The sequence below is a fragment of the Enterobacter sp. Bisph1 genome, assembly GCF_000814905.1.
Lineage (GTDB): Bacteria > Pseudomonadota > Gammaproteobacteria > Enterobacterales > Enterobacteriaceae > Kosakonia.
The window spans coordinates 19,574-44,588 of the sequence record NZ_JXAG01000023.1; the positions used below are offsets into that span (position 1 = coordinate 19,574).

Here is a 25,015-nt window from a genome sequence, read left to right on the forward strand (position 1 = left end):
AAATCAGCACTATCTGAATAAGAGTAATCCGTATCCAACCACGGCGGCCCACAGCAGCATCGGTAACGAGTAGAGATGAAAGCGCCACCAGATGCGACGATTGTTGGCCATGCGCAGCGCAATCAGATTGGCCAGCGAACCGGGCAGCAGACCAAAACCACCGATGTTGGCCGCCCAGGCGAGCAGCGTATCCGGCGGCACATAATTGAGCAGCAAAATGGTGGCTGGCACGTTACTGATAAACTGCGACAAGCCAATCGCTGTCAGCCACAGGCCCGGCGGCGAAAGCTGGCTGGTGCTGGTTAATATCGCCTGCAGCGCCGGAAGCTGAATCAGCAAGTGCACATCGATAAACATGGCAATAAACACCAGCAGCAGCGTCCAGTCCACGCTTACCAGTACCCGACGCGCCAGCAGCAAAAAGCCCGCCGCCACTAACGCCAGCCCCCACAGTTCCTGCTTAAGCTCCAGCGCGGTGACAAAAAGCACATACAAACCAAGGCAGCTCCAGACAAGCCTGGGCTGCCAGTCTGCTCGTTGCGTCCCGCTGCGGTAATTGAGGGAGGTTTTGGCAAAACAGAAGCGGCACAGCAGCAGCAGCGTGGCGAGCATGACCAGCGCCAGCGGTGTCATCTGCCAGATAAACGCCGGGAACGAGAGGCCGGAGCGCCCCCAGATAAGAATATTTTGTGGGTTACCAATAGGCGTTAATAACGATCCGGCATTTACCGCCAGCGCTTCAAAAATAATCAGCCGGTTGACCGGGATTTCGCACAGTTTCTTCAGCGTAATGGTCAGCGGCACCACGATAAACAGCGCCACATCATTAGTCAGGAACGTCGACAGCAGCGCAGCTGCCAGCACCAAAAACATTGCCAGACGACGCTGATGATGAAAACGCCGCACCAGACGGCGGCCAATCACATCGAAATAGCCGCTCAGCTCAACCCCTTTGGTGAGCAACATCAGGCCGCTAAGGGTAATGATGGTGTGCCAGTCAATGGCCCCCGGCCAGGCTTTCGGCGCAAAGGGGACAAAAAAGCTCAGCGCAACACCAATAATCACTAACAGATGCAGAAAGCGGTCGCGCGTCAGGGCGCGAAAAAGAGGCAACGTCATTCAGGCGGCTGCTCATTTTGCAGGGTGAAGCGGCGGAAGCAATCGAGGGTTTCCTGGCTCACATGGTGCTCCATACCTTCGGCGTCACGGCGCGCGGTATCAGGGCTAACGCCCAGCACCAGTAAAAAGCTTTCTACGATTTGGTGCCGCTCGCGGCTCTCCTGCGCCAGCCTCTCCCCTTCCGGGGTCAAAAAGACGCCGCGCCAGGGGATCTGTTCGATCAGGCCCACCGTTGCCAGCCGCTTAAGCATTTTCGCTACCGTCGGTTGTGAAACCCCCAGCCGCGCGGCCATATCCACCTGGCGGGCTTCGCCCACTTCGTGGATCAAGTCTGAAATCAGTTCAACGTAGTCATCAATCAATTCGCGGCGATGCGCTTCGCGCACTTGACGAAAGCCTTCCACGTGCTCTTCAACATTTACCAGCGTCACTTTTTTTATTGTGTGCTTACCTGCGCGATGGTTCATTGTGCTTCCTCTGACGGAGTAAGGCCTGTGCAGCATCATATAAGAGAAGCGCCATTGTAAACTATCCGTGAATCAGCACAAAAAATTAACGTTTTAGCCATGGCTATGGAACATAGCCTGTGCTATATCTGTATGTAATGCGTTCACCTTTCATGGATCGAAGGGCGATGAAAATGGCAGGAGGTAATCATGAATGAGTTCAAGAGGTGCATTAGCGTGTTTAGCCACTCTCCCTTTAAAGTCCGTTTAATGCTGCTGAATATGCTGTGCGATATGATCAACGGCAAACCCCAGCCGGAATCCGATAAACCCACTCACTGATGCGGCGTCGCGGTGCGCCGCTTCATTTTTCTGTCACATTTCCCCTTCATACTGTTTGACCTGTCAAAAATCCGACTTTTTTACTCAATTTGTAAGCATTCTCTCAAAACAACCCCTTAGCGCCTGTTGACCTTCGTTGCGCATCGCTCTATCTTTGCGCTGCCCTGCACAAATTGCGGCTCGCAGATGCGGACCCCCTCCCTCTTCACACGCACTGTCCGGCAGGTTTTGACCCTTAGCGCCAGGGTGAGCACATGGCGTTTTCAAGACAGTAATCAATGAGCATAATCCTTAAAGAATCCGTGGCTTTTCGCAGCCAGACGCTTAACCCGTGGACGGGTTTTTATTTTTTACAATCAATGCTGATTAACTCTGCTCTGGGGTACGAATTTAGTCTTTTATATGCCGCTATTTTTACCTGCGCCCTGCTGGTGCTGTGGCGACATGCGCCGCGCGCACAAAAAGCGGTGATTGGCATAACGTCGCTGGTTGCCGCCTGCTATTTCCCTTTCGGCCAGGCTTATGGCGCGCCGAACTTTAATACCCTGCTGGCGCTGACGTCGACCAATATGGAAGAGTCGACGGAAATACTGACTATATTTCCGTGGTATCACTACGTGATTGGCGTGTTTATTTTTGCGCTTGGCGTTATTTCTCTGCGTCGTCGGGTCACGACGCCTGCTGTACCCTGGATAAAATGGGATACGCTGGGGACGATTATTTGTATCGCCTCCTATTTTATTGGCCCGGTGCAAAACCATTTTAAAGGTTACGAATTCAGAATTATTGATACCGGCGTACCGGTGCTGCGTTTTGTACGCGATGTGGCGTTTAACTACTATGTGGTGAAAACCGAGCAGAACAATATGGCCGAGCTTTCCCGCGTTAAAGACACGTGGAATGTGCTGGCAGTGAAACCGAAATATCATACCTATGTGGTAGTGATCGGCGAAAGCGCCCGGCGCGACGCGCTGGGGGCCTTTGGCGGCCACTGGAATAACACGCCGTTCGCCAGCCAGGTTAACGGTACGCTGTTTACCGACTATATTTCCGCCAGCGGCTCGACGCAAAAGTCTCTTGGGCTGACGTTAAACCGCGTGCTCGGTGACCAGCCGCAGTATCAGGATAACTTTGTGACGCTGGCGAACCGCGCCGGTTTTCAGACCTGGTGGTTCTCAAACCAGGGGCAGCTTGGCGAATACGATACCGCGATCGCCAGTATGGCCAAGCGCGCGGATGAAGTGCAGTTTTTGAAACACGGCGATTTTGAAGCCGACAAAAATACCCATGATGAGGATCTGTTAAAACTTACCAATCAGGTGATAAGCACCAAACGTTCGCAGCCGCAGCTGATTGTGTTGCATCTGATGGGCTCACATCCGCAGGCTTGCGATCGGACCGGCGGTAAGTACAACGAGTTTGTGCAGTCAAAAGAGACCTCCTGCTATCTCTATTCCATCACCCAGACCGATGATTTTCTGGGTAAAGTTTATTCGCAGCTGATGAGCAGCGGCGAGAGTTTCTCGATGGTTTACTTCTCCGATCACGGGCTGGCCATCAAAGAGCGTGGGAAAGAGGTGCAGTATCTGGCGCACGCCGACACCTTCCAGCAGAATTTTCAGGTGCCGTTTATGGTGCTTTCCAGCGACGATACCAAACATCGGGTGATTAAAGCGCGCCGTTCGGCGAATGACTTTTTGAGCTTCTTTTCGCAGTGGACCGGCATTACCGCCGAGCAGATAAAAAATTCTTACCGCTTTATGTCCGAGCAAAAAGCCGGGCCAGTCTACGTTACCAACTTTAAGTTACAGAAAGTTGACTACAACCATCTCGCCACGGATCTTTTCGATACCGGCAAACGCTAACGATTCACCGAATCGCAGGCAAAAAAAATCCGCCCGAGGGCGGATTTTTTTATCGCCGAAGCGATTAGAAACGGTAACCGACGCCTGCGATCCAGGTACCAACGTCAACGTTACGAATACGGCTCTGCTCGTAAGAGAAGTCCAGTGCAACGTTTTCCATCGGGTTGAACTGCAGACCAGCACCGTAAGAGAAACCGTAGTCGCTGGTGTCAGACACTTTAGCGGTGTCTACGGTCTGCTGGAATTTACCATAACCCACACCTACAACACCGTAGATGCTCGCCCAGTCGTTGATGCGGAAAGCCGGACCAGCGGTGATGCCGTAGTATTGCGCTTTGTTATACACGCTGTTATCGGTGCGATCTTTTTCGGTGTAAGTAAAGGAACCGATAACGCCCAGCGGGTTGTTGTCCTGCTCGTAGCGGTATTTCAGGTTGAAGCCGTTGGTTTTGTTAGCAATACCCTGAGCGTCGCTCTGAGCGTAGCCGCCAGTTACGGTTGAAGTTGCTGCTACTGCGGAACCTGCAGAAACCGCCAGAAGTGCGGCCAGTGCTGAAAGACATGCAATTTTTTTCATAATCCACCTCAAATGTGCTTCAAGTAAGTCCTACGCATTTAAATATATCAAAATTAGTTAAGAAACTCTTTGCAGGAATTGGGGTCTAACGCGCCATTTGATGTAACAGAAAGTTTCCGCGCTTGACCAACTTGTTCAAAAAACAGAGGTTTTCCCGCATAACGCGCCATTATGCTGCGCATGTAATGGCACATTCATCCAGATAAATCCTAATTGGACAGGTTAATTAACCATCAGATGTCGCTTATTGTAAGGTTTTTCCCCGCGTTTTTTTTCAACAAACGCTAAACCAGCCGGGTGTAATTCAAGTAGACTGCCTTTTTTACTTCATTTGACATAAATTGACGGGAGAAAGGATGCCTGTGTTATCTCGTAAATTACCGGTATGGTTGCCGGTGCTCATTTTGCTGGTGGCGATGATATCTATTCAAGGAGGCGCATCACTTGCAAAATCGCTCTTCCCTCTGGTCGGCGCTCCCGGCGTTACCGCGCTACGTCTTGCCCTCGGCACGCTCATCCTGGCGGTGATATTTAAACCCTGGCGTTTACGTTTCACCCGTGAACAGCGCTTGCCGTTGCTGTTTTACGGTCTGTCACTCGGGGCGATGAACTACATGTTCTATCTCTCTATTCAAACTATTCCGCTGGGCGTGGCGGTGGCGCTGGAATTTACCGGCCCGCTGGCAGTCGCGCTCTTTGCCTCAAGACGGGCGGTGGATTTTATCTGGGTTATTCTTGCCGTGCTGGGCCTGTGGTATCTGTTGCCGCTGGGTAAAAACGTCGTCCATATCGATCTGACAGGTGCCGCATTTGCTTTGGGTGCCGGTGCCTGCTGGGCGATTTATATCCTTACGGGACAGCGCGCCGGGGCCGATCATGGCCCGGCTACGGTGGCGCTGGGCTCTTTTATAGCAGCGATTATTTTTGTCCCCCTTGGCGCATTTCAGGCGGGTGAGCTGCTGTGGCACTGGTCGGTATTGCCGCTTGGCATCGCCGTGGCAATTTTATCCACCGCGCTGCCTTACTCGCTGGAGATGATCGCCCTCACCCGTTTGCCAACGCGTACCTTCGGCACGTTGATGAGTATGGAACCGGCGATGGCGGCAATTTCCGGGATGATTTTCCTTGGCGAAACGCTGGCTCTGCAGCAGGTACTGGCGCTGGCGGCGATCATTACTGCCTCCATGGGATCGACGCTAACGATGCGTCGCGAAGTTAGCGTCAAAAATATCGATATTGGCTAAATATTTATTTTCGGCGTGGGCACATGTGCACGCCGAATATTTGCGGTTTTCGTCAGACATTATTTCTTACTTTTCAGCGCATCCTGCATTAAATAGAATTATTCTTATTCTCATAATTATAAATCCTTAGAATTATCTTATAATTCATTTAATTACTTGCATCATGCCGAAATCGTTTCCTATATTTTATATTCGCTATCGAACTGATAGGCACAGCCAAAACTGGCAGCGTAAATCTGGTGCTATACTTAGTTCCGGTAATTTATTGGGACACTAACATCAAGAGGATATGAGATTATGAGTACCGCTAAACTTGTTAAAACGAAGGCGTCTAATCTGCTGTATACCCGTAACGATGTAGCGGATAGCGATAAAATGGCGACCGTAGAATTGCTGAATCGTCAGGTTATCCAGTTTATTGACCTGTCTCTGATCACCAAGCAGGCCCACTGGAATATGCGCGGTGCTAACTTTATTGCCGTCCATGAAATGCTCGACGGCTTCCGTACGGCGCTGGTTAACCATCTCGACACTATGGCAGAGCGTGCCGTACAGCTCGGCGGCGTTGCGCTGGGTACTACGCAGGTGATTAACAGCAAAACCGCGCTGAAAAGCTACCCGCTGGACATCCACAGCGTGCAGGATCACTTAAAAGAGCTGGCCGACCGTTACGCGGTGGTGGCTAACGATGTGCGCAAAGCGATTGGCGAAGCAAAAGATGAAGATACCGCTGATATCTTTACCGCTGCTTCACGCGACCTTGATCAATTCTTGTGGTTTATCGAGTCTAATATTGAGTAAGGCATAAGTTTTACCAATACTCCCCGCGCCTCCCGCGCGGGGATTTGCACTTTTATGGTGCATAAGTTTCCCCCTCCCCACCGCCAAAGTTAACCCTTTGTAATCACCCCATCACAAAATTGTTAATAATTGATTGTTTCCTCCTCACGCTTTGCGCTAAATAGTGGCATTTCCCGACCCTATCGGAAAAATGCACCAAATCAGTGCCTCAAAATGGTGCATAACAGCTTAATTACGACATTTATTGTGGTTCCCGTCAAAGCTTCGCCTTTGCAAAACAATAAGTTGTAAACCTGGCATGATTTTTTCATACTGCGTTCAATCTCGCAGGGGTTCACTCCCCGGTTACAAAAGGAAAAACTATGAAGTCTGTACTGAAATGTTCCCTGGCTGCACTGGCTCTTGCTTTTGCCGTTTCTTCTCAGGCTGCCGATAAAAAACTGGTTGTTGCAACCGATACGGCGTTCGTTCCTTTCGAATTTAAGCAGGGTAACCAGTACGTTGGTTTCGATATCGATCTGTGGGCAGCTATCGCTAAAGAGTTGAAACTGGATTATGAACTGAAGCCGATGGACTTCAGCGGCATCATCCCGGCGCTGCAAACTAAAAATATCGATCTCGCGCTGGCGGGGATCACCATTACCGAAGAGCGTAAAAAAGCCATTGAGTTCTCTGACGGCTACTACAAAAGCGGCCTGCTGGTGATGGTTAAGGCTAACAACGACGACGTTAAAAGCGTGAAAGATCTCGATGGCAAAGTGCTGGCAGTGAAGAGCGGCACCGGTTCAGTTGATTACGCGAAAGCGAATATCAAAACCAAAGATCTGCGCCAGTTCCCGAACATCGACAACGCCTATATGGAACTGGGTACCGGTCGCGCTGACGCGGTGCTGCACGATACGCCAAACATCCTTTACTTCATCAAAACCGCCGGCAGCGGCAAGTTCAAGGCCGTAGGCGAGTCGCTGGAAGCACAGCAGTACGGTATCGCCTTCCCGAAAGGCAGCGACGATCTGCGTGAGAAAGTAAACGGCGCACTGAAAACCCTGCGCGATAACGGCACCTACAACGAAATCTACAAAAAATGGTTCGGTAGCGAACCTAAATAATTAAAAAATAACGCGTTAAACCTCGGAGGCGGCTTTCGCCTCCGAAGCTTTTTTAAACACCACGGTATACAGGAACACATCATGCAGTTTGACTGGAGCGCCATCTGGCCCGCCATTCCGCTTTTGCTTGACGGGGCCAAAATGACCTTGTGGATTTCGCTCCTGGGTCTGGCTGGCGGCATCGTTATCGGCCTGCTGGCCGGTTTAGCCCGTACCTATGGCGGCTGGTTTACTAACCACCTCGCACTGGTATTTATCGAAGTCATTCGCGGCACGCCTATCGTTGTGCAGGTGATGTACATCTACTTCGCCCTGCCGATGGCCTTTCCCGATATTCGCATTGATACCTTTAGCGCCGCGGTGATCACCATCATGATCAACTCTGGTGCTTATATTGCAGAAATCACCCGCGGCTCCGTATTGTCCATTCATAAAGGCTTTAGCGAAGCGGGCCAGGCGCTGGGGCTTTCACGCGTGGAAACCATTCGCCACGTGATTATGCCGCTGGCGCTGCGTCGTATGCTGCCGCCGCTGGGTAATCAGCTCATTATCAGTATCAAAGATACGTCTCTGTTTATTGTTATCGGTGCGGCGGAATTAACCCGACAGGGCCAGGAGATTATCGCCGGTAACTTCCGCGCGCTGGAGATCTGGACCGCCGTCGGCGTCATTTATCTGATCATTACCCAGGCCTTGAACATCGTGCTTCGCCGTCTTGAAAAAAGGATGAAAATCCTGTGATTGAATTTAAAAACGTTTCCAAGCACTTCGGCAAAACCCAGGTGCTGCATAATATCGACCTGAACATTACCCAGGGTGAAGTGGTGGTGATTATCGGGCCTTCCGGCTCCGGCAAATCTACCCTGCTGCGCTGCATTAATAAGCTGGAAGAGATTACCAGTGGCGATCTGATTGTTGACGGTTTGAAAGTTAACGATGCGAAAGTCGACGAGCGCCTGATTCGCCAGGAAGCGGGCATGGTATTCCAGCAGTTCTATCTCTTCCCGCATCTGACGGCGCTGGAAAATGTGATGTTCGGCCCGCTGCGTGTACGCGGTGCCAGCAAAGCGGACGCGGAAAAGCTGGCGAAAGCGCTGCTGGCGAAAGTCGGTCTTGCCGAGCGCGCGCATCACTATCCATCAGAGCTTTCCGGCGGTCAGCAGCAGCGCGTAGCGATTGCCCGCGCGCTGGCGGTTAAACCGAAAATGATGCTGTTTGATGAGCCAACGTCTGCCCTCGATCCGGAACTGCGCCACGAAGTATTGAAAGTAATGCAGGATCTGGCCGAGGAAGGGATGACGATGGTGATTGTGACTCATGAAATCGGCTTCGCCGAGAAAGTCGCCTCCCGTTTGATTTTCATTGATAAGGGCCGCATCGCCGAAGATGGCAACCCGCAGCAATTAATCGAAAATCCGCCAAGTCAGCGCCTGCAGGAGTTTTTGCAGCACGTCTCTTAAGTTTTCCCGCCCCTCTATTGAGGGGCTTTTCATCTCCCTCCAGATTGTTCTCATTTCATCGCGGCTTCGCTGCGCTCACTATACTTATCATTTTGCTGAACTTTCTCACTGGAGGAGCGTATGCCGTGGATCCTGCTGCTGCTTGGGCTGCTGTGCGCACCGTTACAGGCGGCGACGCTACCCGGTATAACCTCAACGGCGGCCAGCCCTCAGCCCTCCGCGCAGACCAGCGAACCCAATGTTGAACAGAAAAAAGCCGCTTATGCCGCCCTTGCGGACGTGCTGGAAAACGACGATTCACGCAAAGAGCTGATCGATCAGTTACGCAAAGTCGCCACCACGCCGCCAAAGGAACCGGTGCCGCTGATCACCCCGCCGGAGGTGAAAGAGCAGAAAACGGTGCTGGAAAATGTTACCGAGGTCAGCGAGTACTACGGCGATATGCTGGCGTCGCGTTTTGCCCAGCTGTATCGCAATATCACCGGCTCGCCGCATAAAGTCTTTAACCCCCATACTTTCACCAATGCCGCCAGCCATTTTTTGCTGCTGGCAGCGCTGGTTTTCGCCTTCTGGTTTGTAGTGCGTTTAGCGGTTTGGCCGCTGTATCGCAAAATGGGAGCCTGGGGACGGCGCAAAAACCGCGAACGCAGCAACTGGTTGCAGCTGCCGGCGATGATTATCGGCGCGTTTATTATCGATATGATGCTGCTGGCGCTAACGCTGTTTGTCGGACAAATTCTCAGCGGCAATCTGAACGCCGGGAATAGCACAATCGCCTTCCAGCAGCGCTTGTTTCTGAATGCTTTTGCATTAATTGAATTTTTCAAAGCCATTTTGCGGCTCATCTTCTGCCCACGGATTGCGGATCTGCGTCCGTTTCGCATTAGCGATGAGACCGCCCGCTACTGGCATTTGCGCCTTAGCGCCCTCAGTAGCCTGATTGGCTATGGTTTACTGGTCGCGGTACCCATTATTTCCAACCAGATTAACGTGCAGTTTGGCGCGCTGGCCAACGTGGTGATCATGCTGTTTATCACCATTTGGGCGCTCTACCTGATTTTTCATAATAAAAAGCAGATTCAACACAACCTGATTGTGCTGGCGGATAACTCGCTGGCCTTTTTCAGCTTGTTTATTCGCGCCTTTGCGCTTATCTGGCACTGGCTCGCCAGCGCGTACTTTATTGTGCTGTTCTTCTTCTCCCTGTTCGATCCGGGCAATAGCCTTAAATTTATGATGGGCGCGTCGCTAAGTACGCTGGCTATTCTGAGCATTGCGGCGTTTCTTTCCGGGGTGTTGTCGCGCTGGTTAAATAAAACCATCACCTTGTCGCCGCAGGTGCAGCGCAGCTATCCCGAGCTGCAAAAACGACTCAATGGCTGGCTGTCTGCCTCCCTGAAAGCGGCGCGGATCCTGGTGGTCTGTGCGACTATTATGCTGTTATTTAATGCCTGGGGGCTGTTCGATGTCTGGCACTGGCTGAATTACGGTGCGGGTGAGAAAACCGTCGATATTCTGATCCGCATTGCGCTGATTCTCTTTTTCTCCGCCGTGGGCTGGACGTTACTGGCGAGCATTATTGAAAACCGACTGGCATCGGATATTCACGGCCGCCCGCTGCCCAGCGCCCGCACCCGCACGTTGCTGACGTTGTTTCGCAACGCGCTGGCGGTGATCATAAGCACCATCACCGTGATGATTGTGCTATCGGAAATTGGTGTGAATATCGCGCCGCTGCTGGCAGGGGCCGGTGCGCTCGGGCTGGCGATTTCCTTTGGTTCGCAAACGCTGGTGAAAGATATTATCACCGGCATTTTTATCCAGTTTGAAAACGGTATGAACACCGGGGATTTGGTGACGATTGGTCCGCTGACCGGTACCGTGGAGCGCATGTCGATTCGCTCCGTTGGCGTACGCCAGGATACCGGCGCGTACCACATTATTCCGTGGTCATCGATTACCACCTTCGCTAACTTTGTACGCGGTATCGGCTCGGTGGTGGCGAACTATGATGTCGATCGCCATGAACAGACGGAGAAAGCCAATCAGGCGCTGAAAGATGCCGTAGCGGAGCTGATGGAGCAGGAAGATATTCGCGGTTTGATTATCGGCGAGCCAAACTTTGCCGGGCTGGTTGGGCTGACCAATACGGCCTTCACCCTGCGCGTGACCTTTACCACCCTGCCCCTGAAACAGTGGACCGTGCGTTTCGCCCTCGACACGATGGTGAAGAAACATTTCGACAGTGCGGGCGTACGCCCACCGGTGCAAACCTACCAGATGCTGCCGATGCCGGGCAGCGCGCCAGAGCCCGCTTCCCCGGCAAACACGCCGCCTCCGGCGGCACCTACCCTTTAAAGCGTGTCTGTGCCCAGCGTAAACGCTGGGCCTCATCAAGAAATGTCCAGGCGATAAAGCGGCTCTGCTTCTGCCCCTGGGCCATCTCTTTTTTGATCACTTTAACTGCCCCCACGCGCGTTAACTGGCGGTAAAGCTCCGGTAGATTATCGCCGCGCGACACCAGCGAGGAGAACCACAGCACCTGGCGCGCAAACTGCTGGCTTTCATCAATCATTTTGCTGATGAAGGCCACTTCGCCGCCCTCGCACCATAGCTCCTGCTGCTGGCCGCCAAAGTTCGCCGCGTCGCTCGCCGCCTGGCCCAGATTGCGACGCTTGCGCTCGCTTCCGGCCTGCGCGCTCTGCGCAGAGTCATGAAACGGCGGGTTACACATAATAGCGTCGTACTGCTCATTCTTATGGATGATGCCGCTAAGAATGGCCGCGGGATCTTTCTGCCGGCGCAAACGCACCGCGCGGGTTAATCCCGGGTTGGCATTGATGATCGCCTGGGCGCTGGCAAACGCCTGGGCATCGATTTCGCTGCCGGTGAAACGCCAGCCATATTCATGGGCGCCAATCAGCGGGTAGATACAGTTGGCACCAGTGCCAATATCGAGCACGCTGGCCTGCGCGGGCACCTGGCCGGCGTTGCTTTCTGCCAGCACATCCGCCAGATGGTGAATGTAATCAGCGCGTCCCGGCACCGGCGGGCAGAGAAAGCCGTCGGGAATATCCCACTCCAGCACACCATAGAAGTGCGCCAGCAGCGCTTTGTTCAGGGCTTTAACCGCCTGTGGCTCGGCAAAATTGATGGTGGCCTCACCGTTCGGGTTGCTGGTGACAAAGCTGCGCAATGACGGGTTGACGAGGCATAGGGCGTCGAGATCGTAGCGGCTATGGTGGCGGTTACGCGGGTGCAAACCCGGCTTTTGGGCATTCATGGCATTCTCCTGTTGAGCTGCGGCGTAAGATACCCGTTGACGCTAGCCGGGTAAATAAGTGAGGCTGAAGAATCTGTCGTTCACTTCGGGAAATGCTATGTATTTTTATGAACCTGCAAAAGGGCACGGTTTGCCTCATGATCCGCTGAATGCCATTATCGGCCCGCGCCCGATTGGCTGGATTGCCTCGCTGGATGGCGAAGGCAGACGAAACCTTGCGCCCTACAGTTTCTTTAACTGCTTCAACTATCGCCCGCCGATTATCGGCTTCGCCAGCACCGGCTGGAAAGACAGCGTAAGTAATATCTGCCAAAACAAAGAGTTTGTCTGGAACCTCACCACGCGCGAGCTGGCCGTGCCGATGAACGAAACCTCGGCCTCGTTGCCCCATGGCGAAGATGAGTTTTTACGCGCCGGTTTAACGCCTGCGGCGAGCCGTATTGTCAAAACGCCGCGGGTGGCAGAAAGCCCGGTCAATTTTGAGTGCCGCCTGAGCCAGTGCATTCAACTGACCGCTGCGGACGGCACAGCTATCGACAGCTGGCTGGTACTCGGCGAAGTGGTGGCGGTACATATTGATGAAGCCCTGCTAGAAAACGGTATCTACCAGACGGCAAAGGCACAGCCGGTGCTGCGCGCGGGTGGTCCTTCAGCCTATTACGCTATTAATGAGACTCTGCGTTTCGATTTAACACGCCCGGACAACCGTTAACCTCTTTCCTGCCCCCCTTTGTCCCCTGCCCGGCCAACGGCAAGCGTTACCGGGCCATTTGCTATACTTAGGGTTTAATAGAGGAGAAAAAAGATGGCTTCTGGTTGGGCGAATGATGGCGCGGTACAACAACAAATCGACAGCACCATTGACGATGCGGTGGCGCGTGCGCGCAACGGCTTACCTTCTGGTGAGAGTTTGAAAACCTGTGAAGAGTGCGGAGAACCTATTCCTGAAGCCCGGCGTAAAGCGATTCCGGGGGTGCGTTTATGCATTGCCTGCCAGCAGGAGAAAGATGCGCATAGCGCGAGTTTTGCCGGATATAATCGCCGAGGTTCAAAAGACAGCCAGCTTCGTTGACCTTTCCTGACATCTGTAACAGGCGAAAGCGGTTGCCTTTACATCCACACAATCGTCTCCCGGACGTCGCAAATTGTGCCGCGTGTCAGCTCATCATGCGCCCGTGGGCGCAGACGAAGCGGCGATGGCAAGAAAAATCAATAAATTCAACGCATTAATTATTGTTCAGTTTTTTAGAATAAGGCTGTCAATTCTCTTCGATTTTATCTCTCGAATAAAACCGTGATACTTATCACATCGACGGAACAACGTCTTAATAACAGAATAACCTGCGAGAGATTGACCATGAAAACCACTAAATATGCTGTTGTCGCTATTGCGCTTTCCACCCTCTCCTTCGGTGCCTTTGCGGCGCAGCCTTTATCTGCGGCCCAGACCGCAAATGCCAATAAAATCGGTGTGGTTTCCGCAGAAGGCGCGACCACGCTGGACGGGCTGGAAGCCAGACTGGCGGCTAAAGCCGAGGCCGCTGGCGCAACGGGCTACAGTATCATTTCTGCCGCTGGCCACAATAAGCTGAGTGGCACCGCAGTTATTTATAAATAAGCGGAACCCGCGTTTTACCCCCGGCATATTAACCCTCTGCCTGGGTGCTCCACCCTCATTGATCCTGTTGTACCCCTGTTTTGCCCGTCCAGAAATGTGACGGGCTTTTTTTATTGCCTTGCGCAAACAGGCGATAACAAAGGATGCGTCGCCAGACGATTTCCCCGACCTGTATAAATTCAGCGCGCTTTAAAAACCTGAGCCCCTGGCTGCAAGGCCGTTTTTAGTGCATTCAAGAAAAGGGGATGGATAAGCGTTTAATATTTCTGCCCCATTGCTGTTTACTCAGCAGCGTAAAAACCGTCGCTCTTCATACGTTCGTTTAACGTGACGAGTATTGTTAGACATTGCAGAGAGATAGAGAATGACTTCATAAAAAATTTTTCTACTTGCCAGAAAAATCATAAAAAATAAGAGCTTTTCATTTTTGTCGCTTTCGTGAATATGGTTGTATAAGTGGAATATATCTTAACAGGTCTTAGCAATCAGGAAATAACTACTCCAATGTAATATTCTGGACTGCAATCGCCTACCAATATTCGTTATATTAATTTCATTAAGAAGTCATACTCATTATTACTTAACACTTTCACATACATTCACTTTATTTATCCAAAGATAAGAAAAAAATTAACAAAGGAGTAAAGATGTTTTTCAAACCAAGGATTAATCCTAAAAAACAAGGCATTTCCATTGCACTTGAAATGAAGAAAGACACTAAAAACATATCCCAAAAAACATCCAATAAGATCCTACAAATTTTATATAATGATCTACTCGATATCAGTAACATTTTCTTTGATACCGCAACCCTTCGCCGTAAGTTCTATCCTTCCGGGGAAATCACACGCTATTTAGTTGTGAATCTAATACGTAATGCAGGCGTAAGAAACAAAACAGGCCACCTGATTGGGCAGGAAATTAACTGTTTTTTTAGCGAGCGAATTTTTGATGAAAACATATTATCAATAGATGGATTTCACCATTGCAGATTGTTACTTGCAAGAATGTTCTCTAAATGTCTTTTTGCTTTAGAAATTGAAACAGCAAAAAATTATTGCCGGAAAGTCATTTTTTACAGAGCGACTCTCGTCGTCAAGAAATACTAAACTTTATCGAAATGATTCAGTTTAAAGCACTACAGCAGCAACAAAAAGCCATTCATCGCACAATGGATCAATTGCTTACGCTGGGATTTATTAGAACTCCCAATATTTGGGTGTTTACCCAAATAGTAAAAGATTTGATTACAGCAGATATGCTTCCCCAAAAGGCAAAATTAAAGATAAATAGCAATGATATTGCTATGAAGCGCAATGTCCCCAATTATAAACTGCTGAGCACGGATATATTAAAAACTAAAATAGAAAAAATATTGAATGATGATAGCGGCATTGATTACTTATTCAAAGCGATGGAGTTTTGGGAAAAGTTAGTGGATCTTGGTCGTGATGATGCAAAAAATTATCCATTAGGTAAATACACCACACTCTATTACACGGGTCGTGGCAGCGAGTTGGCCTTGTGGACAAAAGAGGAGTGTGAGGAAAATAATTTCCCTCTGCTAAACCCAATGGGACAGGCAATTCCAAATGAAGATACTTACTTGAAAGAAACTAATAAGTTAAAAAACATATATAACGCATCAAAAAATGCCAGTTCGGATGAGTCTAACGCATAACCCGCATTCAAAGGAATATGCTGCAGTTGAATTCCTCTATAACGGTTCGTGAGTTCATCAAAGCATCCTTGATGGACCGAATCGTAACGACATCCATTCCCGGCAGGCCTGCGCGTTGTGCGGATGCTCAAAGCACAGACTCTGCGGGAAGTTTGCATGCGGGGCGGCTCCTGAACAGCATCGGTACAATTAACGCCATAATGAAAGCGGCCAGTGTTGTCTCATGCGCGCAATAAAAAGACGCAAAAACGCTCACTACGGAAGCGGTAGAGGCTTGCTGACGGATAAGGTAATAACAAAGATATTGTAGTCAGGGAAGAAGCGTGTGGATCGGTAAAGCCTTTATATTATAATCACCTTAAACCTTCCGCAATCAATAATCTATCTTATAAAACGCAGGTTAACTGCAATAAAAGCCCCACCTGCATCCATGGTGCAATGCTGTTTCTACAAACAATAACCTTTAAAATTATTATGCTTATAATTCACATCTAATCATTTATAAAACATACTGAAATTATTTATACTGAAGATATAAGCTATCTTATCTATCCTCGGCGGATAAGATCATGAAAATTAAGGTTAAGTCATACCAAACTACTTTGCCGTATATGGTTAAATAAATTCTTATTATTAAAAATAAATTTTTAACAATCCAGCACAGGAGTCGCAATGTCTTTCAAACCAAAAATCAACCCTAGAAAATATGGTATTTCCGCTGCACTTGAAATGAAAGGAGCCACCAGAAATTTATCGAATAAATCTGTCAATAAGATTTTGCAAATATTATATGATGATTTAGTAGACTGCAGTAATCTTAATTATGATAGTGAAACATTGAATTATGATCTTGATCCTTCTCGTCGCATCACCAGACATTTTGTAACAAGACTAATACAGTTGGCAGGCGAAAGAGACATGCACAGACGTCTCATTGAGGAGGAATTAGATTACTTATTGAGTGATGGACTGACTGATGATAATTTAATAAAAATAACAGGATTTGATACTTGTCGAATATTGATTGTAAGAATGTTCGCTAAAAGCCTTTTTGTTTTAGAATTATCAAAAGCTAAAAAATTATTGGAAGAAAGCCCCTTTTTACACAGCGATCCGCGACGGCAAGAAATAAAAAACTTTATTTTAAGAACTGAGCTTAAAGCGCAACAACAAAAAGAACAAGCCATTCACCGCACAATGGATAAATTCCATCAGCTTCGTTTGATCAGAACCCCTAACCTGTGGACGATGACTGAGTTAGTAAATGATATAATAAAAGAGCAGTTCTTCGATAAAAAAACCAAAGTAAGGTTAGCTATGCAAGGGCTTTCTCTAAAGCGTGTCGTTAACGATTTTCATTCACTAAGTACGGATATATTAAAAACAAAAATTGATGAGGTACTGAATGACGAGACTGGCTTTGATTCACTCTTCAAAGAGATGGAATTTTTAGATAAATTAATGGATCTCAGTCGTGATGATGAAAAAAATTATCCCGTGGGCAAATACATCGTTCTTTATTACACGGGAAAAGGCGACGAACTTACCTGGTGGACAAAAGAAGAGTGTGAGAAAAACAATTACCCTCCCTTAAACCCGCTGGGAAGGGAAATTCCCAACGAAGAGACCTACAGGCTGGAAGCAAATAAGCTAAGAGCAACGTTTACCAGTTAATAAGGCCACTCCAGACCGAATGAGTTCAACATTTACCCTACGTTCAAAGGGCTTGAAACCTTATATGCTGCAATTCAGTTTCCTGGCGCGGGTGAGGAGTTGATGACAGCGCACCAGGCGGGCGCATCGTAACGTCATTTATTTCCGGCAGGCCAGCATAACCTGCCGGCGTTTGGCTCGCGGGGTCGTCCCGAAACAATATGAGTACGATAAACATCATTGGGAAAGCAGTCATTATTGTTTCTGCTCGTAGTAAATAGATATAAAGCGGTAGAGATAAAGCGGACGAGAGGACGCTAATTTTTAACTATAAATAAATTCCGTAATGCAATTAAGTATTGCAGGTTATTTTTATGATTACCTTAAACCAGCCACAAGCATTACTGTTTGTTAGTAAGTACGGGTTAGCGTAAGCAGAGATCTATGCAAAATTTAATATAAAACTCATCGTCCGATAACAATAACTCGCGTTATTATTATAACTCCTTTTCACGCTTTACTCTTAATCCTCTACAACTTGTTTTAAATTCACATAGAGGAAAAAATGAGTTTATCTGTTCAGTATGGATAAGATCATAGAAGTTAAGGTTTATTCATACTTATCATCCTGCCATATATGGTTGAATGGTTTTTACTTTATAAAGCTTACCCATTTTTAGCAACCCAGGAGCAAATATGTTTTTCAAACCTACAATAAACCCAAAAAAACAGGGCATTTCAGCTGCGATTGAGATGAAGGAAAATACTGAAGAAATATCCGCAAAAACAGTTAATAAATTATTGCAAATTTTGTATGATGACCTCAAAAATGCAAACAATATCAGTTATGATAAAAATACGTTAAAATATACTAATGCGCCAGCACATCACGTAACAAGAGATCTTATCCGGCTTTTTATTGCTGTAGCTGCAGAGAGAAATGCAAGAAACAGGATGGTTGCTGCGGATCGCGCCTATTATTATAGCCGAAATCTTTATATTGGTGTTGTTGAGCGATTACCTGGTTTTCAGACATGTTGTTTGTTAGTTGAAAAAATGCTTACTAAATATCTTTTTATTTACGAACTGAATAGAGCGAAAGAAATCCTTAATCAAAGTCGTTTTCTGCAGTCCGATCCCCGTCGTCTGGAGGTACTTAATTTTATTTTAAAGGCCGAAATAATAGTGCAGCAGAAAAATGAGACAATTACTAATAACACTATGATGAAAATGTATCATATGGGTCTTATTAGAAACACGAATTTACCGGCTTTTAAAACATCAGTTAAGGAATTTATCGAGGTTATCGTTCTTCCTAAAAAAGTTAAATTAAAATTATACTCACCCAAAATAATTGTTAAGCGACACGTAAAACATTTCCGACCCTATAGTACGGATCAATTAAAAGCAAATATAGAGGCTTTATTAGTCGACCTGGGTGCCTTCGACTCATTATATAAAGAGATGGAATTATTAGATAAATTAATGGAACTGTGCCGCGACGATGAAGAGAATTATCCGACCGGAAAAAAGATTACGCTTTCTTATACAGGTAAACCAGGCCATTTAAACTGGTGGACAAAAGAAGAGTGTCTTGAACACAAATTCCCGCTGATAAACCCGATAGAAAGGGAAATTCCCAATGAAGAAACCTACAGGTTAGAAGCAAATCAATTACAAAAACGCTATGCCAAACAGCAACAACCGATGCCAGCAGGCGAGGAATCCCTTGCTTAACCCACCTCGGCTCATGCTTTTGAAACCTTTCATGCCGCTATGCTCGTACAGTAGCCAGCAATTTAATCGGCCCATGCCAGGCGGCTGAACCCTATTTCCTGGAGTCTGCAAACACAGCCCGATTTGCTGGCTGTACATTGCGCAGATTCAGCCGGAATTCTGCTCGCGGGATAGCCTGCAGCCGCAGCGGCGCGATAAGAACGGCCGTTTAAGCGGCAAGCACGGTCCCGTGAGCTAAGGGAATAAGCAAAGCGCTGCGAACGGTCGGGTAAATTCGCGTGTTAAACGGAATAATGGCGTTGTTCTTTGCCGACAACGCCGTCTTACCGGTTACGCCCGATACATGACTTAAAAGCTTTGCGCTACCCGCGCCAGCCCCTCTTCCAGCGTCGCCGTTTCGCCCGTCGCCAACAGGCAGCAGGCGAGCTGGATTTTTAGGGATTCCGGCACCGCTTCACTCCCGGCCAGACAACGTTCGGTCCAGCGCGCGGTACTCTCCGCATCTTTCGCCGCGCCGCCCGTTGCCACCGGCGCATCGTCGCTACGCGCAAACAGCACGCGCTGGCCCTGCGCATCAATGAGATTTATCTGCGGACAGCGCTGTGGGTTGGCATACACCTCCCCTTCCGTACCCTGCATTAGCAGGCCGCGTCCGCCAATATCGCTAAAAAATTTCCCGACCCGGGCAATGTATTCGGGATGTGACACGCTGGAGAGGCGCAGCGCTGCCGATTGATCAAACGGCGTGGCCAGTTTGGCCAGCGTATGGGCACTGTTACGCACGCCCATTCGCCAGCGCATTGCCAGCTGTTTTTCAAGCGGCGGGCACAGTGCGCTTACGGGCATGTAAACCGGTTGATGCCCCTCAAGCTTTGCCTGTGCCTGACCGGCATGCAGCGTCGGATCAATGCCTAACAGCTGGAAAATGGTCTGTGTGACAACGCGCGTCGGATCCTCGCTCACGCCATGCACCAACACCGGGAATCCCAGCTTATTGAGCAGTATCGCCAGCAGCGGCGTTAAGTTCGCCTGCTTACGCGCGCCGTTGTAGCTGGGAATGACAATCGGCATCGGCTTTGCGACCGGCGGCGTCAGTTTCAGGGTGTGCTGCTGCATCGCTTCGTAAAAGCCGAGCATCTCCGCTTCCCCTTCCCCTTTAATGCGTAAGGCAATCAGAATGCTGCCCATCTCCAGATCCGGTACGTCGCCGTTGAGCATTTGCAGATACAGATCGCGGGCGGTATCAAAATCCAGATCGCGGGCGTGAAGCTTTCCACGACCAATTTCTTTAATAATTTTACGGTAATCCATGGCGACTCCTTACGGCTCACATCGTTAACGGCGTTTGCGGCGCTTCTGTTCGGGTTTCTTCACTATAACGTCCGGCATTGCCGGTTGTGAAATAGGAAACACCGGTAGCGCATCGAGCAGCCGTTTACCGTAGCTTTTCGTCAGCAACCGCTTATCGTAGATCACCACTTCCCCGCGACAGCCGTGGCTGCGGATAAGCCTTCCCACCTGCTGGATAAGGTTGAACGACGCGCTGGGCAGGCTCTGCACTTCAAAAGGGTAACGATTCAGGCTTTTCAGCCACTCGCCTTCGGTAATAACCACCGGGCTGTCGATGGGCGGAAAGGCGATTTTATGGATATGCACCTGCGTGAGGTAATCCCCTTTCAGATCCAGCCCTTCGGCAAAGGATTGCAGGCCCACCAGCACGCTGCGCTCGCCTTCATCAATACGTTTACGATGCAGTTCCACCAGCCGGTAGCGGGGTTTATCGCCCTGCACCAGCAGCAGTAAGCGCAGGTCAGCGACATAGGTTAAGAAGAGCTGCATCGCGCGCTGGCTGGCGAACAGCACCAGCATACCGCGGTGCGCTTTACTTTCTACCTGCTCGCGAAACCAGGTCGCCATTTCCGCGATATGCTGCTCCTCATTTTCCATCAGCGGCTCGTAGCGCATCTGCGGAATAACAATTTTTCCCTGCTCGACATGGTTAAAGGGTGAGTCAAGGGTAACAAAGCGATCGCCGGCCTTCTCTTTTAAGCCACTCATCTCCTGCAGGCGATTAAAACTATTCAGGGAACGTAACGTCGCCGACGTCACCACAATGTGCGGCACGCTGCGCCAGAGCAGCTTTTCCAGCTGATCGCTCACGCGGATGCCCACACAATGGAACAGCAAATGCAGCTGACCGTCGCGCACTTCACGGGTGACCCATTTCGAGACCGGTGCGCCGGAGGCCTGCGCCATCGAGGCCAGCCGCCAGAGTTTGCTTTGACTCTCAAACATGCCCAGCGCGCGGTTCATCTGCAGAATCAGCCGGTGCAGGCGCACAATATCGTGGCTGCCGGTCTTCTCGCTCAGGTCGTTAAGAAACAGTTCCGACAGCCCGCGCAGCATTTCGGTCAGCTTTGCCAGCCGCTGACAAATCTCCATCACCTCAGCGGGCAGTTCACCCATCGCGAAACGGTATTCCGCCGCCTGACCCGCAGGAAGATAGAGGTTGAGAATATTATTTAGCGAGGTGATAAGGTCGTACAGCTCTTCACAATGCGCGTTAAGCCGCTCCGGCGTCGCCAGCGGCGGCAAGGTTTTCGGGCGAAATTGCTCAAGGCAGGTCGCCACCAGTTTGGTAAACAGGTCGAGCTGGAGATGGTACCAGGCCGCGGTAATTTCCGCCGACATCTCCAGCGCGTCGCGCGCCACATCCGGCAGGTGATGACCTTCATCCAGCACCAATAAGAGATTTTTGGGCTCCGGCAGCACCGCTTCGCTCTCCATCGCTGCCATCACCAGCGCGTGATTCGCCACCACCACTTCCGCCTCCTGAATTTCGCGGCGGGCGACAAAAAAGGGACATTCGCGGTAGTAGTGGCAGTTGCGGTTCAGGCAGCTGGCTTTATCGGTACTAAGACGACGCCATAAATCATCGCTTATCGCCTTGTCGGTGTGATCGCGCAAGCCGTCCCATTTATAGCTGTCGAGATCGGCTTTCAGCGCCGCACAACGCTTCTGCTCTTCCTGGTTGCCGGGGGTTAGTTCATCGTCGAGAAATGCGAGCAGATCCTGCTGGTTCGGCTCGCTGCTGGCCAGCGCCGCCAGGTTGCGCGGACAGACATAACGTCCGCGGCCAAAGGCGGCGGTAAAGCGCAAATCGGGGATAATTTTACGCAGCAGCGGCAAATCTTTGCTGAAAATCTGATCCTGCAGCGCCACGTTAGCCGTGCTGACTACCAGGGTTTTTTGCTCTTCGCGGGCGATGGCGATGCCCGGCAGCAAATAGGAGAGGGTTTTGCCCACGCCCGTTGGCGCTTCGATCGCCAGATGCCGACCTTCATCGCCCGCCAGCGTTTTTGCCACATCGGCGATCATCTGTCGCTGCGGCGCACGGGGAATAAAGTCCGGGATCTGTTGTTGCAACGCCTTATACCAGGCGGCGATCTGCGCTTTTAACGCGGCGGTAAGGGCCATGAGCTAACCTGAAATACTGTATAAACAGCCACTATTGTGGCATTTTTAACGCCCGCTGGGTAACCCTTTTTACCGCGATGGAAGCGCGCTCGCGAATATTTTGTCCCTGACGAATTCAGGCTATTTATGCGCGGACGGTTTCAGCAGACGAGGGGTAAATAGAAAAGAACGCGCCAGACAGGCTGGCGCGTTTTGTAGGCGGATCAAACGGCGGAGGACGGTTTACGCGGGCGACGACGGCGGGCACCGTTACCGGCTGGCTTGCCCTGATTGTCACGCGGCGCTTGCGCGTTACCGCTGCCACCATCAAGACGACGGGAGCCACCTTCGCTACGACGCGGCGCTTGACCCTCGCCTTCGCTACGGCGTGGCGTACGCGGCTTTTGCCCTTCGCTTTCGCTGCGGCGCGGCGAGCGTGCTTTCTGCCCTTCGCCCTCGCTGCGACGCGGTGCGGATTGACCACGACCGCCGCCGCCCTGTGAGCGACCGCTACCCTGACGACCGCCGCCCTGGCCACGACCGTTTTGAATCGGCTCGGCTTTAATCGACGGATCCGGCTCATACCCTTCGATGGCAATGCGCGGGATCTCTTTTTTCAGCAGGCGTTCAATATCGCGCAGCAGTTTATGTTCATCCACACACACCAGCGACAGCGCTTCGCCCGTCGCCGCTGCACGACCGGTGCGGCCAATACGGTGAACATAATCTTCCGGCACGTTCGGCAACTCATAGTTCACCACGTGCGGCAGCTCTTCAATATCGAGGCCGCGCGCGGCGATGTCCGTTGCCACCAGCACGCGAATATCGCCAGATTTGAACTCTGCCAGCGCACGCGTACGCGCACCCTGGCTCTTATTGCCATGAATAGCCGCGCTGGAAATGCCGTCTTTATTCAGCTGTTCCGCCAGGTGATTGGCACCGTGTTTGGTGCGGGTGAAGACCAGCACCTGCTGCCAGTTCCCTTCGCCTATCATCTGCGACAGCAGCTCGCGTTTGCGTTTTTTATCCACCAGGTGCACATGCTGGGTAATCTGCTCGGATGCAGTGTTGCGGCGCGCAACTTCGATTTCCAGCGGATTACGCAGCAGCTTTTCCGCCAGCTGTTTGATCTCGTCGGAGAAGGTCGCCGAGAACAGCAGGTTCTGACGCTTTGCCGGCAATTTTGCCAGCACGCGGCGAATATCATGGATAAAGCCCATATCCAGCATACGGTCGGCTTCGTCGAGCACCAGGATTTCCACGCTATCGAGTTTCAGCGCATTTTGGTGTTCCAGATCCAGCAAGCGGCCTGGCGTGGCCACCAGCACATCAACGCCGCTGCGCAGTTTCATCATCTGCGGGTTAATGCTGACGCCGCCGAATACCACCATTGAGCGGAGATTCAGGTACTTACTGTATTCTTGTACGTTCTCACCCACCTGCGCTGCCAGCTCGCGGGTCGGCGTTAAGATCAATGCCCGAATCGGGCGGCGGCCTTTGGCATGGGGCTCGTTTTGCACCAAACGCTGCAGCAGCGGCAGGGTAAAACCTGCGGTTTTACCGGTACCGGTCTGAGCGCTTGCCATCAGGTCGCGGCCTTGCAGCACCGCCGGGATAGCCTGCTGCTGAATAGGGGTCGGCTGAAGATAACCCTGCTCGGTAACCGCGCGCAGGATTTCTGAATTCAGGCCAAGAGTATCAAAAGACATAACAACTCCGCACCGCCCCGACCTGTAAACAGGTGTAGTTTTCGAGGAGATAATAATTTGGCTAATGACAAAAACCACAGTGTCATGAAGGGGCGGAGTGTATCAGCTTTTGTGATCGCACGCATAAAATATCCCTCATGACGCCACGGGAGCATTTTTTGCTCACCACCTCACTGGACAAGCTTAAATAATAACCATAAAGTTAATCAATCGATTGATTAACTTTTATCAATGTCATGCATACATTACCGACCACCAGTAAAGGTGAACAGGCCCGCAAACAGCTCATTGCCGCAGCACTCGCGCAGTTTGGCGAATACGGCTTACATGCCACTACCCGCGATATTGCCGCGCTGGCCGGGCAGAACATCGCTTCTATTACCTACTATTTTGGCTCGAAAGAGGATTTATATCTCGCCTGCGCCCGGTGGATTGCCGATTTTATTAGCGACAATTTCCGCCCGCACGTGCAAGCCGCCGAAGAGCTGCTTGCCCAGCCCTCGGCGGATAAAGCCGCCATCCGTGAGCTGATTCACCGCGCCTGTAAGAATATGATTGTGCTGTTGACCCATGATGAGACGCTCAATCTGAGCAAATTTATTTCGCGCGAGCAGCTCTCACCCACTCATGCTTACCAGCTGGTGCATAACCAGGTTATTGCCCCGCTGCACAGCCATTTTACCGCCCTGCTCGCGGCCTATACCGGGCGCGACGCCACCGATATACAAACCATTATTCACACCCATGCTCTAATCGGGCAGATCCTCGCTTTTCGCCTCGGGCGAGAAACCATTTTGTTGCGCGCCGGCTGGACGCAATTTGATGAAGAGAAAGCGGCGCTGATTTATCAGGTCATCACCTGCCATATCGATCTTATCTTACAAGGATTAACGAACAGGAGTTCAACGTAATGAA

General features: G+C 50.5%; 23 protein-coding genes. 16 read left to right on the forward strand and 7 right to left on the reverse strand.

Going from position 1 to position 25,015, the window contains the following annotated elements; all coding sequences use genetic code 11:
- Positions 1 to 9: 9 nt before the first annotated feature.
- Both RW65_RS02645 and mntR read right to left on the reverse strand, forming a co-directional pair.
- Positions 10 to 1,119, reverse strand: coding sequence for an anion transporter (locus RW65_RS02645; RefSeq protein ID WP_039055106.1), 1,110 nt, complete (start codon positions 1,117 to 1,119; stop codon positions 10 to 12).
- Positions 1,116 to 1,586: a manganese-binding transcriptional regulator MntR gene (gene mntR, locus RW65_RS02650; protein WP_039055107.1), complete on the reverse strand. Its 471-nt coding sequence runs from the start codon at positions 1,584 to 1,586 to the stop codon at positions 1,116 to 1,118. Before mntR ends, RW65_RS02645 begins: the two co-directional genes overlap by 4 nt.
- A gap of 189 nt (positions 1,587 to 1,775) precedes the next feature.
- On the opposite strand from mntR, the gene mntS reads away from it, so the two are divergent.
- Both mntS and RW65_RS02660 read left to right on the forward strand, forming a co-directional pair.
- A complete protein-coding gene (gene mntS / locus RW65_RS02655) occupies positions 1,776 to 1,907 on the forward strand; it encodes a manganase accumulation protein MntS (protein ID WP_039055109.1) in 132 nt (43 codons plus the stop codon).
- A gap of 278 nt (positions 1,908 to 2,185) precedes the next feature.
- A complete protein-coding gene (locus RW65_RS02660) occupies positions 2,186 to 3,772 on the forward strand; it encodes a phosphoethanolamine transferase (protein ID WP_039055110.1) in 1,587 nt (528 codons plus the stop codon).
- A 64-nt stretch (positions 3,773 to 3,836) separates the two neighbouring features.
- Here RW65_RS02660 and ompX read toward each other — a convergent pair whose 3' ends face one another.
- Positions 3,837 to 4,349, reverse strand: coding sequence for an outer membrane protein OmpX (ompX, locus tag RW65_RS02665; RefSeq protein WP_039055111.1), 513 nt, complete (start codon positions 4,347 to 4,349; stop codon positions 3,837 to 3,839).
- A gap of 356 nt (positions 4,350 to 4,705) precedes the next feature.
- Here ompX and rhtA point away from each other — a divergent pair, with 356 nt between their 5' ends.
- The 6 genes from rhtA to ybiO all read left to right on the forward strand — a co-directional run bounded on the left by rhtA (position 4,706) and on the right by ybiO (position 11,321).
- Positions 4,706 to 5,593 carry a threonine/homoserine exporter RhtA gene (rhtA, locus tag RW65_RS02670; RefSeq protein ID WP_039055112.1) on the forward strand — a complete coding sequence of 296 codons (888 nt, stop codon included), beginning with the start codon at positions 4,706 to 4,708 and terminating at the stop codon, positions 5,591 to 5,593.
- Between the two features lie 297 nt (positions 5,594 to 5,890).
- Positions 5,891 to 6,394, forward strand: a complete 504-nt coding sequence (gene dps / locus RW65_RS02675) for a DNA starvation/stationary phase protection protein Dps (protein ID WP_039055113.1) — start codon at positions 5,891 to 5,893, stop codon at positions 6,392 to 6,394.
- Between the two features lie 362 nt (positions 6,395 to 6,756).
- A complete protein-coding gene (gene glnH, locus RW65_RS02680; RefSeq protein WP_039055114.1) occupies positions 6,757 to 7,503 on the forward strand; it encodes a glutamine ABC transporter substrate-binding protein GlnH in 747 nt (248 codons plus the stop codon).
- 81 nt (positions 7,504 to 7,584) lie between these two features.
- Positions 7,585 to 8,244: a glutamine ABC transporter permease GlnP gene (glnP, locus tag RW65_RS02685; RefSeq protein ID WP_039055115.1), complete on the forward strand. Its 660-nt coding sequence runs from the start codon at positions 7,585 to 7,587 to the stop codon at positions 8,242 to 8,244.
- Positions 8,241 to 8,963, forward strand: a complete 723-nt coding sequence (gene glnQ / locus RW65_RS02690; RefSeq protein WP_039055116.1) for a glutamine ABC transporter ATP-binding protein GlnQ — start codon at positions 8,241 to 8,243, stop codon at positions 8,961 to 8,963. Before glnP ends, glnQ begins: the two co-directional genes overlap by 4 nt.
- 120 nt (positions 8,964 to 9,083) lie before the next feature.
- Entirely contained in the window at positions 9,084 to 11,321 is a 2,238-nt protein-coding gene (gene ybiO / locus RW65_RS02695) for a mechanosensitive channel protein (protein WP_039055118.1), read from the forward strand.
- Here ybiO and rlmF read toward each other — a convergent pair.
- Positions 11,311 to 12,246, reverse strand: coding sequence for a 23S rRNA (adenine(1618)-N(6))-methyltransferase RlmF (gene rlmF, locus RW65_RS02700; RefSeq protein WP_039055119.1), 936 nt, complete (start codon positions 12,244 to 12,246; stop codon positions 11,311 to 11,313). The genes ybiO and rlmF overlap by 11 nt on opposite strands.
- Before the next feature lie 97 nt (positions 12,247 to 12,343).
- Between rlmF and RW65_RS02705 the strand changes: the two genes are divergently transcribed.
- The 7 genes from RW65_RS02705 (at position 12,344) to RW65_RS02735 (ending at position 18,935) form a co-directional block, all read left to right on the forward strand.
- Positions 12,344 to 12,958, forward strand: coding sequence for a flavin reductase family protein (locus tag RW65_RS02705; protein WP_039055120.1), 615 nt, complete (start codon positions 12,344 to 12,346; stop codon positions 12,956 to 12,958).
- Positions 12,959 to 13,051: 93 nt separating this feature from the next.
- Entirely contained in the window at positions 13,052 to 13,318 is a 267-nt protein-coding gene (locus RW65_RS02710; RefSeq protein ID WP_039055121.1) for a DksA/TraR family C4-type zinc finger protein, read from the forward strand.
- A 285-nt stretch (positions 13,319 to 13,603) separates the two neighbouring features.
- Positions 13,604 to 13,864 (forward strand): DUF1471 family protein YbiJ, encoded by a 261-nt coding sequence (ybiJ, locus tag RW65_RS02715; RefSeq protein ID WP_039055122.1) that lies wholly within the window; start codon positions 13,604 to 13,606, stop codon positions 13,862 to 13,864.
- A 647-nt stretch (positions 13,865 to 14,511) separates the two neighbouring features.
- A complete protein-coding gene (locus RW65_RS02720; RefSeq protein ID WP_039055123.1) occupies positions 14,512 to 14,973 on the forward strand; it encodes a hypothetical protein in 462 nt (153 codons plus the stop codon).
- The gene (locus tag RW65_RS02725) at positions 14,922 to 15,545 is read left to right on the forward strand and encodes a hypothetical protein (protein ID WP_156123952.1); all 624 of its coding nucleotides are present in this window, start codon (positions 14,922 to 14,924) and stop codon (positions 15,543 to 15,545) included. Before RW65_RS02720 ends, RW65_RS02725 begins: the two co-directional genes overlap by 52 nt.
- A 672-nt stretch (positions 15,546 to 16,217) precedes the next feature.
- Positions 16,218 to 17,219, forward strand: coding sequence for a hypothetical protein (locus tag RW65_RS02730; RefSeq protein WP_039055126.1), 1,002 nt, complete (start codon positions 16,218 to 16,220; stop codon positions 17,217 to 17,219).
- Positions 17,220 to 17,894: 675 nt separating this feature from the next.
- The gene (locus RW65_RS02735; RefSeq protein ID WP_039055127.1) at positions 17,895 to 18,935 is read left to right on the forward strand and encodes a hypothetical protein; all 1,041 of its coding nucleotides are present in this window, start codon (positions 17,895 to 17,897) and stop codon (positions 18,933 to 18,935) included.
- Between the two features lie 348 nt (positions 18,936 to 19,283).
- Here RW65_RS02735 and ybiB read toward each other — a convergent pair whose 3' ends face one another.
- The 3 genes from ybiB to rhlE all read right to left on the reverse strand — a co-directional run bounded on the left by ybiB (position 19,284) and on the right by rhlE (position 24,100).
- The gene (gene ybiB / locus RW65_RS02740) at positions 19,284 to 20,246 is read right to left on the reverse strand and encodes a DNA-binding protein YbiB (protein WP_039055128.1); all 963 of its coding nucleotides are present in this window, start codon (positions 20,244 to 20,246) and stop codon (positions 19,284 to 19,286) included.
- 24 nt (positions 20,247 to 20,270) lie between these two features.
- Positions 20,271 to 22,412, reverse strand: a complete 2,142-nt coding sequence (gene dinG, locus RW65_RS02745; RefSeq protein WP_039055129.1) for an ATP-dependent DNA helicase DinG — start codon at positions 22,410 to 22,412, stop codon at positions 20,271 to 20,273.
- A gap of 203 nt (positions 22,413 to 22,615) precedes the next feature.
- The gene (rhlE, locus tag RW65_RS02750) at positions 22,616 to 24,100 is read right to left on the reverse strand and encodes an ATP-dependent RNA helicase RhlE (RefSeq protein WP_039055130.1); all 1,485 of its coding nucleotides are present in this window, start codon (positions 24,098 to 24,100) and stop codon (positions 22,616 to 22,618) included.
- Between the two features lie 236 nt (positions 24,101 to 24,336).
- Between rhlE and cecR the strand changes: the two genes are divergently transcribed.
- Positions 24,337 to 25,011 (forward strand): transcriptional regulator CecR, encoded by a 675-nt coding sequence (cecR, locus tag RW65_RS02755; protein ID WP_039055132.1) that lies wholly within the window; start codon positions 24,337 to 24,339, stop codon positions 25,009 to 25,011.
- The last annotated feature ends 4 nt before the right edge of the window (positions 25,012 to 25,015 follow it).

What these genes read in the sequence shown, in the direction of transcription:
- RW65_RS02645 (WP_039055106.1), bottom strand. Translation starts at nt 1,119, where the DNA reads ATGACGTTGCCTCTTTTTCGCGCCCTGACGCGCGACCGCTTTCTGCAT.
- mntR (WP_039055107.1), bottom strand. Translation starts at nt 1,586, where the DNA reads ATGAACCATCGCGCAGGTAAGCACACAATAAAAAAAGTGACGCTGGTA.
- mntS (WP_039055109.1), top strand. Translation starts at nt 1,776, where the DNA reads ATGAATGAGTTCAAGAGGTGCATTAGCGTGTTTAGCCACTCTCCCTTT.
- RW65_RS02660 (WP_039055110.1), top strand. Translation starts at nt 2,186, where the DNA reads ATGAGCATAATCCTTAAAGAATCCGTGGCTTTTCGCAGCCAGACGCTT.
- ompX (WP_039055111.1), bottom strand. Translation starts at nt 4,349, where the DNA reads ATGAAAAAAATTGCATGTCTTTCAGCACTGGCCGCACTTCTGGCGGTT.
- rhtA (WP_039055112.1), top strand. Translation starts at nt 4,706, where the DNA reads ATGCCTGTGTTATCTCGTAAATTACCGGTATGGTTGCCGGTGCTCATT.
- dps (WP_039055113.1), top strand. Translation starts at nt 5,891, where the DNA reads ATGAGTACCGCTAAACTTGTTAAAACGAAGGCGTCTAATCTGCTGTAT.
- glnH (WP_039055114.1), top strand. Translation starts at nt 6,757, where the DNA reads ATGAAGTCTGTACTGAAATGTTCCCTGGCTGCACTGGCTCTTGCTTTT.
- glnP (WP_039055115.1), top strand. Translation starts at nt 7,585, where the DNA reads ATGCAGTTTGACTGGAGCGCCATCTGGCCCGCCATTCCGCTTTTGCTT.
- ybiO (WP_039055118.1), top strand. Translation starts at nt 9,084, where the DNA reads ATGCCGTGGATCCTGCTGCTGCTTGGGCTGCTGTGCGCACCGTTACAG.
- rlmF (WP_039055119.1), bottom strand. Translation starts at nt 12,246, where the DNA reads ATGAATGCCCAAAAGCCGGGTTTGCACCCGCGTAACCGCCACCATAGC.
- RW65_RS02705 (WP_039055120.1), top strand. Translation starts at nt 12,344, where the DNA reads ATGTATTTTTATGAACCTGCAAAAGGGCACGGTTTGCCTCATGATCCG.
- RW65_RS02710 (WP_039055121.1), top strand. Translation starts at nt 13,052, where the DNA reads ATGGCTTCTGGTTGGGCGAATGATGGCGCGGTACAACAACAAATCGAC.
- ybiJ (WP_039055122.1), top strand. Translation starts at nt 13,604, where the DNA reads ATGAAAACCACTAAATATGCTGTTGTCGCTATTGCGCTTTCCACCCTC.
- RW65_RS02720 (WP_039055123.1), top strand. Translation starts at nt 14,512, where the DNA reads ATGTTTTTCAAACCAAGGATTAATCCTAAAAAACAAGGCATTTCCATT.
- RW65_RS02730 (WP_039055126.1), top strand. Translation starts at nt 16,218, where the DNA reads ATGTCTTTCAAACCAAAAATCAACCCTAGAAAATATGGTATTTCCGCT.
- RW65_RS02735 (WP_039055127.1), top strand. Translation starts at nt 17,895, where the DNA reads ATGTTTTTCAAACCTACAATAAACCCAAAAAAACAGGGCATTTCAGCT.
- ybiB (WP_039055128.1), bottom strand. Translation starts at nt 20,246, where the DNA reads ATGGATTACCGTAAAATTATTAAAGAAATTGGTCGTGGAAAGCTTCAC.
- dinG (WP_039055129.1), bottom strand. Translation starts at nt 22,412, where the DNA reads ATGGCCCTTACCGCCGCGTTAAAAGCGCAGATCGCCGCCTGGTATAAG.
- rhlE (WP_039055130.1), bottom strand. Translation starts at nt 24,100, where the DNA reads ATGTCTTTTGATACTCTTGGCCTGAATTCAGAAATCCTGCGCGCGGTT.
- cecR (WP_039055132.1), top strand. Translation starts at nt 24,337, where the DNA reads ATGCATACATTACCGACCACCAGTAAAGGTGAACAGGCCCGCAAACAG.